The organism is Micromonospora sp. BS32 (assembly GCF_059089345.1).
This window is the reverse complement of sequence record NZ_JBSSHR010000011.1, coordinates 123,370-138,220: the sequence shown is the minus strand read 5'-3', so window position 1 is coordinate 138,220 and position 14,851 is coordinate 123,370. Positions and strand designations below refer to the sequence as shown.

General features: G+C 66.8%; 11 protein-coding genes, 1 tRNA gene and 1 pseudogene. 7 read left to right on the top strand and 6 right to left on the bottom strand.

Annotated features, from left to right (window positions below):
- Positions 1–26 precede the first annotated feature (26 nt).
- The 4 genes from AC5RWQ_RS18235 to AC5RWQ_RS18220 all read right to left on the bottom strand — a co-directional run bounded on the left by AC5RWQ_RS18235 (position 27) and on the right by AC5RWQ_RS18220 (position 5,414).
- On the bottom strand, positions 27–1,019 hold the full coding sequence (locus AC5RWQ_RS18235; RefSeq protein ID WP_494283896.1) for a DUF6615 family protein: 993 nt from the start codon (positions 1,017–1,019) through the stop codon (positions 27–29).
- 131 nt (positions 1,020–1,150) lie between these two features.
- Entirely contained in the window at positions 1,151–2,365 is a 1,215-nt protein-coding gene (locus tag AC5RWQ_RS18230; RefSeq protein ID WP_494283895.1) for an McrC family protein, read from the bottom strand.
- Positions 2,343–4,772 (bottom strand): McrB family protein, encoded by a 2,430-nt coding sequence (locus AC5RWQ_RS18225; protein ID WP_494283894.1) that lies wholly within the window; start codon positions 4,770–4,772, stop codon positions 2,343–2,345. The genes AC5RWQ_RS18230 and AC5RWQ_RS18225 overlap by 23 nt, the downstream gene beginning before the upstream one ends.
- 78 nt (positions 4,773–4,850) lie before the next feature.
- Entirely contained in the window at positions 4,851–5,414 is a 564-nt protein-coding gene (locus tag AC5RWQ_RS18220) for a hypothetical protein (RefSeq protein WP_494283893.1), read from the bottom strand.
- Positions 5,415–5,702: 288 nt separating this feature from the next.
- Between AC5RWQ_RS18220 and AC5RWQ_RS18215 the strand changes: the two genes are divergently transcribed.
- From AC5RWQ_RS18215 to AC5RWQ_RS18195, 5 genes and pseudogenes are all read left to right on the top strand, one after another.
- Positions 5,703–6,503 carry an AbiTii domain-containing protein gene (locus tag AC5RWQ_RS18215; RefSeq protein WP_494283892.1) on the top strand — a complete coding sequence of 267 codons (801 nt, stop codon included), beginning with the start codon at positions 5,703–5,705 and terminating at the stop codon, positions 6,501–6,503.
- A gap of 58 nt (positions 6,504–6,561) precedes the next feature.
- Positions 6,562–7,377, top strand: coding sequence for an AbiTii domain-containing protein (locus tag AC5RWQ_RS18210; protein WP_494283891.1), 816 nt, complete (start codon positions 6,562–6,564; stop codon positions 7,375–7,377).
- 2 nt (positions 7,378–7,379) lie between these two features.
- Positions 7,380–7,801: pseudogene (locus AC5RWQ_RS18205) on the top strand (transposase family protein); the annotation flags it as partial.
- A gap of 322 nt (positions 7,802–8,123) precedes the next feature.
- Positions 8,124–8,345 (top strand): hypothetical protein, encoded by a 222-nt coding sequence (locus tag AC5RWQ_RS18200; protein WP_494283890.1) that lies wholly within the window; start codon positions 8,124–8,126, stop codon positions 8,343–8,345.
- 736 nt (positions 8,346–9,081) lie between these two features.
- On the top strand, positions 9,082–10,314 hold the full coding sequence (locus AC5RWQ_RS18195) for a phosphotransferase (RefSeq protein ID WP_494283889.1): 1,233 nt from the start codon (positions 9,082–9,084) through the stop codon (positions 10,312–10,314).
- 379 nt (positions 10,315–10,693) lie between these two features.
- Here the strand turns inward: AC5RWQ_RS18195 and AC5RWQ_RS18190 are convergent, their stop codons facing one another.
- A complete protein-coding gene (locus AC5RWQ_RS18190) occupies positions 10,694–12,022 on the bottom strand; it encodes a low temperature requirement protein A (RefSeq protein ID WP_494283888.1) in 1,329 nt (442 codons plus the stop codon).
- Positions 12,023–12,640: 618 nt separating this feature from the next.
- On the opposite strand from AC5RWQ_RS18190, the gene AC5RWQ_RS18185 reads away from it, so the two are divergent.
- Positions 12,641–12,913 carry a hypothetical protein gene (locus AC5RWQ_RS18185; RefSeq protein WP_494283887.1) on the top strand — a complete coding sequence of 91 codons (273 nt, stop codon included), beginning with the start codon at positions 12,641–12,643 and terminating at the stop codon, positions 12,911–12,913.
- Positions 12,910–14,592, top strand: coding sequence for a recombinase family protein (locus tag AC5RWQ_RS18180; protein WP_494283886.1), 1,683 nt, complete (start codon positions 12,910–12,912; stop codon positions 14,590–14,592). The genes AC5RWQ_RS18185 and AC5RWQ_RS18180 overlap by 4 nt, the downstream gene beginning before the upstream one ends.
- Here the strand turns inward: AC5RWQ_RS18180 and AC5RWQ_RS18175 are convergent.
- A tRNA-Leu gene (locus AC5RWQ_RS18175) sits at positions 14,574–14,657 on the bottom strand. The two genes, AC5RWQ_RS18180 and AC5RWQ_RS18175, sit on opposite strands and share 19 nt — an antisense overlap.
- Positions 14,658–14,851 lie beyond the last annotated feature (194 nt).

Sequence of the window (14,851 nt, the reverse complement as noted above, 5' to 3'; positions counted from 1 at the left end):
CCGACTGGGTGTCATCCCTAATCGCCTTATCGAGCCTTCCAGGCTTCGTAGTCCAAGAAATCCCCTGTCTGGACGTCACCCTCGCCTCGTTCCTCGGCGTCAAGGTCGAGCACTATCACGCAGGAGGCGGCGGGGCTCAAGAAGGAAATCTCTTGTATCGAGTCTTGAGCGGTACCTCGACGAACGGCATTAGCATACGCCGGGAGTTGCTCGGCGCGGCGTTGGCGCCGATCGTCGGTCTGTCTCGAGCCAGGAAGGCGAGGTCGCACATCGGCATCTGCGGGCAATTCGCCGACGAGTGAATCGAGGTTTGCCTGTACCCAATCAAGCCACTCCGGTGTAGCCGTAGCCACTTTGGGCTCCGCTGCGTCCGTGCGTACACGTCTCCCCAAGCAGGAGCGCCCGAAAAGGTATGACCACGGCAACGCCCACGAGAGGTGCGCTGTCACCATGCGACGATTGGAGCAGTGTAGGTCATGTACCGCCTTCACGGCGAACGACGATGCAACCGCGCAACCGTAGTGGACGGGGTGAGCGTGCCAACACTTCCCCGGTTCGGCGTTGCCCGAACATGCTCGCCACTTGGCGGGAGCCGCCCAGCCACTGTCGTGTCCGAAGTATTTCCGCTTCCAACCATTATAGAACACATGGAGCGGATACTCTCCCGTCATCACGTTGCATGAATTGATGAGCGTGTCATACTGGTAATCGTCGTCACCGTTACCGGCGTGATCTAACTCCGGATAGGTGCGCCTATAGGCTCGCTTGGCTTGGACGCGCAAGCAGAGCCATCCTTGCGCCATAGAACCGATCCACCACTCCCAGTCCGCACCCGTCTCCTTTTCTCGATTCTGGCTGAAGCGATGCACGTTCAGGCCTGGATGCTTTTGGGCGAGCGTCCAGAGATTGTGGTCGGTCAACGAGTTTTCCCCGAAGGTCAGGCCTTGCGCGTCGCCAGTCTCGATCTTGCGCCACGTCTCAACGGCGAGGTCGTTCATGTCACGGCGCAGCGCGCCCACACTTAACACCACACGTACATCGTGTCAGGGGGAGCCGACGGAGGACAATGGCCTTCGAGGACGGCATCTGCAGGGCAGAACCGAGTCTGCCTGCAATCGAGTCCCGCCTCGTTGAGCGGTTCTCTCAACCCTCATCCGCCAGTCGGAGTCTGGATCCCTTCTCCTGCGGCCGAGACGAGCAGACTCAGATGTTCTATCTGTTGGAGTAGGCCTTTCGGTGGCTTGGTGAGGTCGAGATGTTGGACGTAGAGGTGCACCTTGGCGGCGGGGATCTGATGGATGTGGGGCTCGGGTGGCCCATCCGCGTAGATGAGGGTGGCCGCTGAGAGTTGGGTGGCCGTGGCGTAGGCGAGGAGCTGGTACAGGTCGCTGCTTTGCCCGGGTCCAGTGTCCCGTTTGTACTTGACGTCGCCGATGAAGGCGCACTGGCCGCGTGGCCAGTAGCTGAGGTCAGGCTTGAGCCGGACGCGGCGTCGCGCGTCCAGTGCCAGGGGTGGGCAGTTGTCGCCCGAGGGAAATTGGTCGGGGCTGGCACGGAGGGCGTCTCGCAGGGCGGCGCGGACGAATGTCTCGAACACCACGGCCATGTCGATGGTCAGGCCGGGGGTCTCGGTGGATCCGGAGGCGAGATCGGGGCTGTGCATGCGCAGCAACAGCCGGGCAAGTTCTACGGCGGGCCGGTAGTGAAGGTTCAGCCGGGTCCAGGTAACAGCGGGTATAGCGGTCGGGCGATAGGTCAGGGCGGTGACGTTCTGCAGGCTGTCGATGAGTCGGTGCAGCGAGCGTCGGATGGCGTCGCCGCGTAGGGGCAGGTTACGGAGTTTGAGCGCGGCCGCGAGCAGCAGTTGGTTCTCGGTAATGTCCTCGTCGTGCTCGTCGAATCGGACGGCCAGCGGCAGGTCCAGGCCGGGGCGAGCGCGGAGCTGGTGGGCTAAGTTGATGCGGCCGCGGACGGTGGGCAGGTCGGCCTCGACACCGTGGTAGCCGGTGAGCATGCCTCGCCGTAGTGCCCGGTCGCAGAGTGTGGTGAATAGGCCGACGACTCCGGTGACCAGATCGCTTGCAACGCCAAGAGTGGCATCGTCGTGGCGCCAGGCGACGGGGTCGGCGGCGTAGCCGAGCAGGAACAGCACCCGGGAGATCGGGATCTTCGGTTCGACCAGAAGGCTGGTCTCCCCGACCAGAAGGGCGCCGATCGTGTTACCCGGGGTGACGTCGTAGCGGTCGGTGCTGCCTGCTGTGGGTTGAATAGTGGCGCGCAGGACTGTGCGAAGGGTGTCGCGCTCGGGTGCGGTCAGGGCTAGGGCGTGAGTGGTGGTCCACTCACGAAGCCGGAGGGTCCTCACTGGGGGCGTTCACCTCCGTTCGCAGCAGGTCCAAGTCGAACTCGGCGAGCCGGTGCTCTTGGCCATAGAAGTGGTCCTCGAGGGTGGGCAGAACGGAGTGTTCCCAGGCCCGGCGAATCCAGGTCTCGTCTAGGTCGTCGCGGATGAAATGGCTGGGCCCGATGGCCGCCGCCGGGTCGTTGAGCAACTGGTTGGCGCGGTCGACGGCAGATGCAAGCCAGGTTAGGTGGGGGTGGTTGCGGGTCAGATAGCTGGCCAGTACCTGGGACGTTGGTGGCTGGTCGGCACGGAAGGGCACGAAATAGAACCGGCGGCGCAGGGCGGTGTCCAGCAGGGCGATAGATCGGTCGGCGCTGTTCATGGTGCCGATGATGTGCAGGTTGGGCGGCAGCCGGAAGTCATCGTGGGAGTACAGCAGGCGGGCCGGTTGGTCCCGATACTCGAGCAGGAAGTACAGCTCACCGAACACGCGAGCGATGTTCCCCCGGTTGAGCTCATCGATGATCAGTACGTAGTCATGGTTGCGGTCGCGGGCCGCGGCGCGGGCCATCTCGACCAGCGGGCCGTCGACGAGGTGAAAGCCGGGTTGGTCCGGGCGGGGGCGTAGCCCTTCGACGAAGTCCTCGTAGGCGTATGAGGGGTGGAACTGGACCAGTCGGACCCGGGCTGGGTCGCCAGCCAGCCAAGCGGCAAGCCGCCGCGCGATGAAGGTCTTACCGGTGCCCGGCGGGCCGTAGAAAATCATTTGTCCCTTGTCGCGAAGAAGTTGAACCACTTCATCGAGGAACGGCTCGTCTAGGTGCAGGTCGTGGGCGAGGTCAGCCAAGTCGGTCGGGTTGTGCTCGGCGGTGGCGATTGCTGGGCCGGCGACCGTGGCTCCGGTCCCGGCGTCTGTCGTATGCCCGGTCTCTTCGATGGTGCTCGACTCTGGCGGGGGCGGCGTCCCCTTGCCGCTGCGCCAGGCGGTCAGAGCCTCCTGCTCGCCGGTAGTCCACTCGTCATTGGGCGCGTAGTTGACCAGGGCCCACACCAGGCCCTCCGCGTCCAGCCGGTCCCGCAGCGCCAGCCCGCCCCGGCGCGCGATGTCCCTGACCTGATCCAGGAAGTTGAGGAAGACCTCGTAACGCTCTCCCTCACTCGCCGTAGGTTGCGGCTTGGCGAAGCCGGCGAGACGGTAGGCGGTATCCACCGTCGCGGCCCGCCATTGCGGAAAGACCTTGGGGTCAGTCGAGCCGAGCAGGAACGAGGCGATGCTCAACCGGATTCCGGTGCCGTGTGCGGCCGTGTCCGGGACCAGGGCGAGGAACCGGTCGATGGCCGAGGGGCTTGGCTCCCGCCAAAGCTCGCGCAGCGCTTGGGCGGCCTGTTCGGGCTCGGCCGCTACCCACCGGGTGAACGGCTGGTGCACTTGCCGGGCCACCAGGTTAGTGTCCTTAGTGAGAGCAGTGCGCAGCAGGTCGGGCCAGTGCGGTGAGCCGTCCCGCAGGGCATCTGCCGCCTGGTCGGTGCGTTCGGCCGTGGCGATCTTTTGCGGGCGCTCCATGTCGTCTAGATCCACGTGCTGGCGCAGCCGTTCCGCCCACCGCATGAGCGTCTTCCACAGTTGCGTTGGCTCCGACCACTGCCACACATAAGGGCTGCGGTAGAGGTTGACGCACTCGGCACCGTCCCAGGTGATGTTCGGTTGTAGACCCGCTACCAGGCGCGCCATGCGTACCGGCTCGGGTGCGTCCGCCGGCCCGGCCAGCGCAGGCCACTGATGGAGGATGTCGGCACGATGGCCACGGCTGACCACCGGAGGGAACACGTCCGGGAACAGCAGGTGTTCCAGCGCATGGCGCTGAATCAGGGCGCCTTGGTCATCGATCTGGTCGAGGGCGGCCACGAACCGCTCCGGGTCGGTCAGCACCAATCGCCGGTCACCGAGGGAAAGCTCTTTGAGGGTGGCGAACGCTTCGATCAGGTAGCCAAACTGGCGCCAGCGCCATGAGTTGAACGCCTGTCCGGGTCGCACGAGTCCAGCGTCCAAGGCAGACGCAAGGTCGCTCGGCAGGGGGGCGGTATCCGCGGCGAACCCTAGGACGCGTTGCACAATCTCCCGCTTGCGGTATCCGCTCACCGCGTCGGCGCGGGCGATGAGAAGGTGCACGAAGAGCAGTTCGGCCGCCAACTGCACTGCGGTGGCCGGCGACCCGCCGATCTGCCCCTGCAACTTTGTGAGAAAGTCGTCCTTGCCTTCATCCGGCTGCTCAACGAAGTCCCGGATCAGTACTCGGGCGTCCGCCAAGCTGGACCCGGCTCGATCAGCGAACAGCGAACGCTCGTCCAGCAGACAGCGATCCCGCCAGCGCGCGACGGCGGAGTAGACGGGCTGAGCCGATGGATAGGGAACGCGGGTCACTGGCATGGGCCTATCCGATCGGAAGATCGGCCGGGTGGCAAGCAGCGATGGAACCAGAACTTGCAGGCGCCGACCGGTCGGCGTCTAGGCCAGAGAGGGAATGATTACCATCTCGTTGTGGATGTCTATCCACTGCCAGCGTGGTCGGTCCTTGTTGAGCTCCACGTAGACGGCGTGCTGGTAATCCAGCTGCTGCTTGTACGCATGCAGCTTTTCTAGATCAAAATGGACCGCCTTCTGACTCGCTGGGTGCTTTTTCGCCTCTACGACAAGGATGTTATGAGCCCTCGTCCTTCCAGTGCGGTCGTGGACGATGAGATCGGGCAGCACCGAACGCTTCCTGGCTGCCGCCCGTTCCATCTTGTTGTCCGAGCTGGGCTCGAGCAACCCGGTCACCGACTTCGCGATCTTCTCTGCCCCTGCCAACCGGTTGTATTCAAGATCGACCCACAGTCTGCCGGGCCAGCCCTCTTCGACTTCAGGCGCAAGGTAGCGCCCGACGCGAAACATCATCGACCGCTCACTTGCATCGCGGTGCAGCAGCACCTCATCGTCCGCACAGGCCGTGAGGATCGCTCTTCCCAGCGAGACCCTTAGCCACTCTTCGTCCGGGGGCACGACATGGACGCTACGCTGCAGGGTCGCCATGGGGGCATCAGCCGCGGCGGCGACGTGTGGAGCGACTGCCCGAAAGCCGGACACGGTTCGCCTGGGAAGCAACGCTCAGATTGGCTCTTGGGGTGCGTCGAAGAGGTCACCACTCAGGAGGCGCTGGTCCTGGCGCCGCCAGTGGGACTGGAGTCTCACCTTCCAGGACCGGCAGCCGCTACAGCTCGGCTCACATAATCGGCACTATGCGCTGAGGTATCCGGCGGCCGGGCCCGTCGTCGGCTCACCACCTGGGGTTGCGGTGTCGATAGGTGGCACCATGTCCACGTGGCGAAGACGGTGCAGGGCCGACTGACGAAGATCGAACGGGACCTGCTGGGCAACAAGCCCCTGCGCGACTGTCTGCGTCAGTGCGTCTCGCTCGGCGGCGACCTGCGTTCGGTCCGGCTGCGGGACTGGGCGATGAAGGAGTTGATGGGCTATCGGGAGGGCGACGAGATTCCCTCCTACCGCACCGTCAGCCCGATCTTGCTGGGCGACGCCCAGACGTTCCGGCACCGCATCTCGGGCATGGCGATCCCGTGGACGGCGCTGCCGGCGCTGATCCGCGACGACGTCAAGGACAGCTTGGACCTCACCAGTGGTGTGACCATGCTGGAAGAGAACGCCCGTGAAGCCGAACGCCGCGGCGACGACACCGTCCGGATGTCTCTGCCGATGGGCGCGGACGTCGGCCGCATGATGAGCAACGAGAACATCTACTACGAGCGGATCTACTGGGGCGTGGCAACCAGCGTGTTCCGTGGCGTGCTCGACGAGATCCGCACCACCGCAGTGTCCGTGCTCGCCGAGGTGCGCTCCGGCACGCCGGCAACCGGCGCGCTCACCGCTGGCGTCGGCGAGGTCGCCGACCAGGCCGTCAACGTGATCGTCTACGGCGGCCGGCGACATACCATCAACGTAATCACCAACCAGAGCGGCACCGGGGACGCAGGGACCACGGCGGCACCAGATGCTCCGACCGTGACCATGGCCGGGCCGTGGCGGCGGCTGCTCGGCCGGCTCGGCCTCGGCGCGCTGCTCCTGGCCGCAGCGGTGGCCGTGGTGGGGCAGCTCTGGCTCTGGTGAACGCCGCCGAGCCCGCCCCGACACGCCGTCAAAGATGCACGGGTGGCACGATGCCCGGATGGCCCAGGGCAGCCGGCAGCGGCTCGACGAGATCGAGCGAGACCTGCTCTCCGATGTTCCCCTGCCGGACTGTCTGCGCAAGTGCGTCGCCCTCGGCCTGGCTCTGCGCTCGGACGTCCTGCGCGACTGGGCCATCCGGGAGCTGGAGGGCTACCGAGGCGTCGACGACGTGCCGGACTACCGTCGCGTTCCGGTCAGCATCGTCGGCGACATCACCAGCATGGCTGGCCACGACCTGCGCAATCAGCCGATCCCTGCCCCGAAACTGCCTGACCCGTTCCGGGACATGATCCTCGCCGGCGGGTACCCCATGACCGATGGCGTCGCGGATGTCGCATCGCTCGCCGAACAGGCCGAGCGCAGCGAAGGGTTCCTTGCCCTGTCGTTCCCCGACTCCGACCGGCTGGCAGCGCACCTGACGACGACCGTCCTGCGCCAGGGAGCCCGGTACACCCAGGTCCGGTATCAGATCAATGTCGCCGGGCTCCGCGGCCTTCTCGACCGGGTGCGGACGAAGGCGATCTACATCCTGCACGAGATCCGCGATCTCGCCCCCGAGTCGGATGAGCCGCTAGCGAAGGCGGCGGACCAGGCCGTCAACGTGGTCGTGAACGGCGGCGAGCACCACCAGATCAACGTCACCACCAACCAGGCCCAGCACGGCAACGCCAGCAGCACAACCACCACTGCCGCCCCAAGTGACAATGGCATCGCCGGCCAGGCGTTGCGGTGGACCAAGAGACAGACCTACTGGACCATCGCCAGCGTGGTCCTTACGGTCCTCATCGCGGTGATCACGCTTTACCTCACCTAAGGATGTCTGGTAATCCTGGTGTCTGTCTGTTGAGGACGATCATCAAGGATGGCTGGGGGCAGGTGATCAACTCGGCCCGGTCGGAGTGGATCTTCCCGTTCACCGGCCTGCAGCCCGCCCAGTTCCGGCGGCTGGTCCGTCTGGTCGCCGAGCGTGGCGGGGACGCCATCGCCGACGGCAGGCCGGGCCGGCAGTGGGCCCTGACCCTGTCCGACCGGGTTCTGCTGGTCGCCGCGTACTGGCGCACGAACCTGACGTGCGGCAGATCAATCCGCTGTGCGGGGTGTCGCACTCCGCCGCGCACCGCGTCATCGACAACCTTGGGCCGCTGCTGGCCCTGGCCCCGGTCCGCCGGCGCCCAGTCGAGCAGATCGCCATCGTCGACGGCACCCTGATCCCCACCCGGGACCACCGCCTGGCAAGCGTTGCGCATCCCGCAGTGCCCGGTCGACGAGCTGAAGGCGCGGATGGGACAAGACCGTCATACCCGGATACCTCCCGGTTGTCGTAACATCGATGATGTGACGGGTCCGCGACAGGAGTGGTGTGAGCAGACCTGCGCGGTGTGCCCGGCTCAGGAACTTGGGCCGGGCCAGTTCGACGTTGTCGACCGACCCGGCCCCGAGTTCGCCTACAGCAAGGATGTCGGCTGGCGCGTTGCCCCGTCCGGAACCGCGGTTTGCGTCCACCCGTACCGGGTCTGTTTGCCTCCCGGCCGCTACGCCTCCGCCGGGGAGCCTCTCCCCGTGGAGCCGGTACAGCCCGTGCCGACAGCTGCCGCCCTTGAGCTGCCCAGCGACGTGGTTGATCTGGAGGGCTGGCTGGTAGCGGTGCTGCGCGACGCTGATCCCGACGGTATCTTCACCGCCGTGGCCCGCGCGGAGCGACTCGCCGGTGAACGGTTCGACCCGCGGCAGGTCGTCGCCGCGATGCGTCGGGTGCTGTCGGTTGAGCTGGCTAACTACTGACCGCGACGGTGCGGACCGGTGAGGTGGGCACATGGAAGTCGAAGTCGTGGCTGCGGCCGTCGTGCTCGAGCCCGGCGTGCTGGGAATGCGCGTTGAGCACCGTGAGACGGCGGGACACCTTCGAGTCAAGCCAGTAGGGCAGCAGCTCCTGGCCAACCCCCGCTGGATCCAAGCGTTCCGGGTCGAGAACAGCCCCCAGCGCCCACAGCCGTCGCTGCCACACTGCTGACCATCGCCTGAATCGAAAGACCGTGAAGGGCGAGCGGCGCTGCCACGCGATTCGAAAGGTGCGTCGCCCGCCGAGCGGGACCAGATGGACGGCGGGCTACGCGAGAGTTACCCAGCCCGCAGCGCACGACCTTGTGCTCTGCGGGCTGCCTTTTGCGGCTGAATCAGGCCCTTGGTCAGCTGACCCGCCGGACGCACGTGATGGCACGGAGCTACGCGGCTCTCGCCGAGCCCTCGCGGCCGCCGTCCGCACCGTCAGCGCCGGCCGCCGCCACACCGCCCTCGACCACCGACTCACCCGCCCGTGACACCAGCCGTTGAGATCTGAACCGCCCCGGGTTCGCTCTACGGCAAGACATGCACGGACGCAGCTTTGCTTGGAAGGTGACGCGATGACGCGCGCCTTCCTCGCTGACCCGCACGGGATGAAGGAGGAGCCTTGAGTATCACCGCAGACAGGCCGGTCAGGACGATCGCCGCAGACCCTCGTACCCTCGTCTCAGCCGAGGTGTTCGACAAGATCGCCCGCTACTTCGCTGCCAGGCAGGAGGTGACCCAGACCTACGCCGAGCGTGCGGTCGGGCAGTTCCTCGTGTTCCTAAAGGCGTACGCCGACCGCGTGGACAAGCCCGACTTCGGGATGCTCCTGCCGGCCGGCGAGTCCTACCGGGTCGTGCCGACCCGGCCGGTCGACGCTGTCTGGCACGCCGCCCTTCAGATCCGTGAGCCCTACACCGCCGCCTGCAAGGAGATCGCGGGCCACTACGTGCACCACCGGCCGATCCTGACCGAGGCCATGCAGGACGGCACCGCCATCACCTACACGCTTGCGGCGTTGCACGACACCGGCTACAAGGTCGACATGGAATTCTGGGGTCGTGAGGCTGAGTCCTGCTGTCCGCCGAACCCGCCTCAGCCCGGCAAGCAGCAAAGAAGAGAACCAATGCGTAGCGACTGGACCGCTCTGCCGGAGAGTGTCACGACAGGGATCGCCGAACGGGCCGGCGGGGCCTTCGACGCCACCCCGGCTTCGAGTGGCAACCATGCGGAGATCGCCTCGACGGTCACCGGGCCAGCCGGACAGGTCTTCGTCAAGGCGGCCTCTGGAGAGTTGAGCGTTCGGTCACTGCGCTACGAGTTGGCGGCAACCCGGGCCATCGACCGGCACGCGCCCGCAGTCCTGTGGCACTTCGAGTCCGATGGCTGGCTGGTGGTGGGGACCGAGCATCTCGCCGGCCCCCACCCCGACCTGCCACCCGGCAGTGCGGATCTCGATCTGCTCGCAGTCACGCTGAAGGAACTTCAGGAGACTCCCGCGCCGCGCGAGCCCTGGTTCACCCCGGCAACCCGGCTCGGGTTCGCGCACCCGGCGATGGACGGCGAGACACTCATCCACTCCGACCTCAACCCGGCCAACTTGATCGTGACCACGCACGGCCTACGGATCGTCGATTGGGCGTGGGCAACCAGGGCCGCTCCGTGGGTCGAACTCGCGTTGCTCGTCCAGTGGCTGATCGGCAGCGGCCACAGCGCCGAACAGGCAGAAGAGTGGCTGGCGCAGTTTCCCGCATGGACCGCGACCGACCGCACAGTGTTGGACGACTTCGCGTCAAGGAACGCATCGAAGTGGTCGGCCAAGTCCCGGCAGAGCACCGAGAGCTGGGTACACGACCTCGCGATGTGGACCGGCGAGTGGGCGGCCCACCGGACCGACGGCCATCAGTCAGGCCGTGAGCCATAGCGGGGGCGGCCCTCTCGTCACTCGGGTGCCGGTAGCGGTACGTCGAGGCCCTCGATCAGCCGGCCGGCCCGGTCTGTAGCGGTAACCCAGTACCGCCGCCGGGCGGTCCACGGCGGTCGGACACCAGAGCCGACCGCCCTGCTCCCAATCTGCTCCCAATTTAAGGGGCGACAGCGCGGAAGCCCGTTACCGGCCGAACCGGCGACGGGCTTCCTACCTGGAGATATTCATGGTGGACGATACTGGGATCGAACCAGTGACCTCTTCGGTGTGAAAAGAGTGCTCTCCAGAGCGTTACTAGTACGGCAGCCCCGTTTGAGATGCCGCTGGTGGGGCTGGTAGACGTGGCGCGGCCACCGCGTGATCGTCTGTATGTTGCTCAGAACGGCGCCGACCCAGCCTGGTCGGCGTCGTCCGCCGGTGGCCGGGCCGCCTCCGCCTCCTCGAGGAGCGTGCTCCGCAGCCGCCGCCGTTGCGGGCGGCTGACGATGAACTCCGTCACCGCCGTGACGAGGCAGACGACGGCCAGCCACATCAAGGCCCGTAGAGCGGAGATCCGCGTGCTGACGGGGATCGTCGCCAGCAGCACGGCCGCCGCGGTGAGCCGTGGCCAGATGATGGTGCCGATCCGGGGGCTCAGCCGCCACTGGAACGCGGCGTGGGCGAGCAGGAACAGGGCTACGCCGCCGTACATCCCGTACCGGCCGAGGTCGTCGAGCGGGTCGCCGCGCCGGTACGCCGCCTCGTCGCCGACGAGAGAGGGCACGTGCTTCAGGCCGAGCGCCAGCAGAATGACTCCCGTGATCATCGGAAGGTGGAGGTAGCTGTACCCGTCCCGTCCGAGCCCCGCCCGCCGGGCCGGATCCGCCGCGTACAGCGCGCTCTCGCCGGCGAGTGCCGACAGGTCGAAGTAGATCCACTCGAGCGAGCCGGCGACGACGACGGCGAGCGCCGACGCAATGAGCAGCCCCAGCGTGCCGGGCAGGTGGGCTCCGGCCAGCCCGATCGCCACCAACACCTCGCCGATCGCCACGATGACGATGAGGTTGTGCCGTTCCGTCCAGTGCCGGACGGAGAAGATCCGCCGGTCGCCGATGGGCAGGGCCATCCCGAAGGCGTAGTCCACGACGGCCGCGACCGCCCAGAGCGTCACCTGCCCGATCCCTACGCGGCCGGTGTCGAGGCCGGTCAGGGGCAGTGCGGCCGCGGCGGTCAGCAGCCCGACGGCGACGAGCATCGGCACGGTGAGCGCCGCGAGGTCCCGGCGGCGCAGCCCGGGCGAAGCGTAGATCCGCAGCGCCAGGTAGATGGCCCGCACCAGGACGAACCCGGCGACGAAAACGAGCGGCATGTACACCCCGCCGGGCCGGTCGGTGAAGGCTTCGGGAATGGAGACCGAGAGCACGAACATGATCGGCGTCGCGGTCAGCAGTACCAGACGAGACAGGCCGTAGTTGGCGTTTGCCCGGTTGCCCAGCCAGGCGAACAGCGACCAGGACCACCAGAGCACGGTGAGCAGCAAAATTCCCTGCAGCACGTTGAGCAGGCTGGCCTCGTCGGACATCCGGGTGGTGACCTGAAGGAAGGCGACCACGAACACCAGGTCGAAGAAGAGCTCGACCGTAGTGACGTGGGTCCGCTCGGTGACGGGGCGGATGCCGGGTCGTGGGCCTCGACCACCCGAACCGGCGCGGTCAGGTTCAGCCACGACGGGTAGGTCCGCTCACTCGTGGCTCCTCAGCCAGTCCAACTCGTGGACGCCGGCTACCCCGTCGATCCTCCGGTAAACGCCGGTACTTTGGCTCCCGGCCGGGGAGCCGACGTACCGGTCGACCTTCGGTCACATCAACGAGGGCGGGTCGCGGTAGCGCGGTAGCCGCCTCGCGTCCACCCCGCTCCACCAGCAGCATCTCAAAGGGCGGCTGCCGTACTAGTTGACCCGGACGCGCAGCGGCAAAGCTCCGCCATCAAGCAGCGCCGGCCCATCCCGAGGCTGCCAAGGGACATGACAACCGCAGAGCTTTAACGCCCACCCTGCTCAACGAGCGGCCGGTGCCCGACGGCACCGGCCGCTTCTTCATGCCCGCCGGAGTAACCGGCACGCAACCGACTCTCGGAGGACCTCTCCCATGACGACCCACCCATTCGCCACGACGCGAGTCGCCGACGCATCGCGCTATCGCACCACCACCCAGACCGCCCATGGCGCCGGTACTAGCTTCTCCCTCCAACCCGACCTCCTACATGAGGTAGCGGAGGCCAAGGCGCAAACGATGCACGCTCACCGGCGCGTGTCTCGGCCGGGCCAACCGCCGGACGGAGGCGCATGACCCTGCCGTCCGATCACGTACATCAGCAACGCGAAGAGCCCGATCCCACAACGTCCCTTGCACAGGACGAGCGACTTGACCAGCCCAGCGAAGAGAACCGTTCATGGACGGTCGACAACGTCGACGGCCGTGCAGCGACCGGGGTTACCAGGGTGGCGGCTCCCGGCCAGCCACCCGAGCTGCACCCCGGTGCGGCTGCCGCCCTACTGAAGCTGCTCAGACGGGTCAGCGACCACCGCACCGACGACTCGAACCAGGAGTTCCGATGACCACCTCTCGACCGAAACCCTTTGCCTTCTACGGCCGTGTGTCGACCGAGGACAACCAGGACCCCGAATCGTCCCGGAGCTGGCAGCTCACCCGGGCGACCACGCTCATTCAGCCCCATGGCGGCAGCGTCATCACCGAGTACTTCGACGTCGGCCAGAGCCGCTCCCTGCCGTGGCAACGCCGCCCTCAGGCGAGTCAGCTGCTCGCGGCGCTTCGCCACCCGCGGCGCGGGTTCTCCGCTGTCGTCGTCGGCGAGCCCCACCGGGCCTTCTACGGAAACCAGTTCGGCCTCACCGTGCCGCTGTTCGCTCACTACGGCGTCGAACTCTGGGTGCCCGAAATCGGCGGTCCCATCGACCCCGACAACGAGGCCCACGAACTAGTCATGTCCGTCTTCGGCGGCATGAGCAAGGGCGAACGCAACCGGATCAAGCTGCGCGTCCGCACCGCCATGGCCGCCCAGACCCTCCTCGAAGGCAGGTACCTCGGCGGTCGTCCCCCATACGGCTACACGCTCCGCGATCTCGGCCCTCACCCCAACCCGGCAAAGGCAGCCGACAGCAAATGGCTCCGCGGGCTCACCCCAGACGCCCAGACTGCACCGATCGTCCGCCGAATCTTCGACGAGTTCCTCGCCGGCTACGGAATCTTCGCCATCGCCGAAGGGCTAACGGCCAACCACGTGCCCTGCCCCTCGGCACACGACCGCACGCGCAACCCGCACCGCAGCGGTGTGGCCTGGTCCAAGAGCGCCGTCCGCGTGATCCTCACCAACCCCCGCTACACCGGCCGGCAGGTGTGGAACAAACAACGCACCGATGAGGTCCTCCTCGACGTCGACGACGTCGCGTTGGGCCACACCGGCGTCATGCGCTGGAACACCCGAGACAAGTGGGTGGTCTCCAAGGAGATCACCCACCCACGGCTCATCGACGACGCGACCTTCGAGCAAGCCCAGGCCCTGCTCATCCGGCGCGGACAAGGCCTTGCCCCTCAGCAACGCCACCGACGCACCCGCAACCCGTACGTCTTCCGCGGCCTGATCTACTGCGCCGCCTGTCAGCGCCGCATGCAAGGCCAGTACAACCACGGCGACGCCTACTACCGCTGCCGCTTCCCCCAGGAGTACGCCCTCGCCAACGAGGTCGAGCACCCCCGAAACGTCTACCTCCGCGAGGACGCCCTCACCGACCCCCTCGACACGTGGCTCGCCTCCGCGTTCACCCCGGACCGCCTCGAACAGACGATCACCGCGATGACCGACGCCCAGCCGATGGATCAACCCTCCCCGATCACTGCCGCAGCTCACGCCACCATCGCCGAGTGCGACGCGAAGCTCGGGCGGTACCGGGCGGCCCTCGACGCCGGAGCGGACCCGGCGGTAGTCACCGACTGGATAGCCCAGACGCAGGCCGAACGGGCACGAGCCGAAGCCGATCTCCACGCGACACAATCCACGGAGCCACGCCGGATGAGCCGGACAGACATCGCCAACTTGGTGCAGGCACTCGGCGACATCGTCACCGTGCTCCGCGACGCCGACCCGGCCGACAAGGCCGAGATCTACCGGCAACTCGGCCTCCGGCTTACCTACCAGCCGAAAACGCAAACGGTGCGCGCTGCAGTGGATCTCAGCGCGCACCGTGGGGTTATGGTTTGTGTCCGAGGGGGGACTTGAACCCCCACGCCCTATACGGGCACTAGCACCTCAAGCTAGCGCGTCTGCCATTCCGCCACCCGGACCTGCTCGTTCAGCCTACCCTGTCGGCTCCGGCGACTCTCTCACCGGTCAGCCGCCCTGGCGGGCCGCACGGGGCATTACTGTACACGGCCCAGGTGGATCTTGCTAATCGCCGTACTCGCCTGCCCGAGGGGTCAGATAATCGCAGGTCAGCGCCGTTGTCGCCGAGACGGCGGAAGCGGGCCAGTCGGCGGGT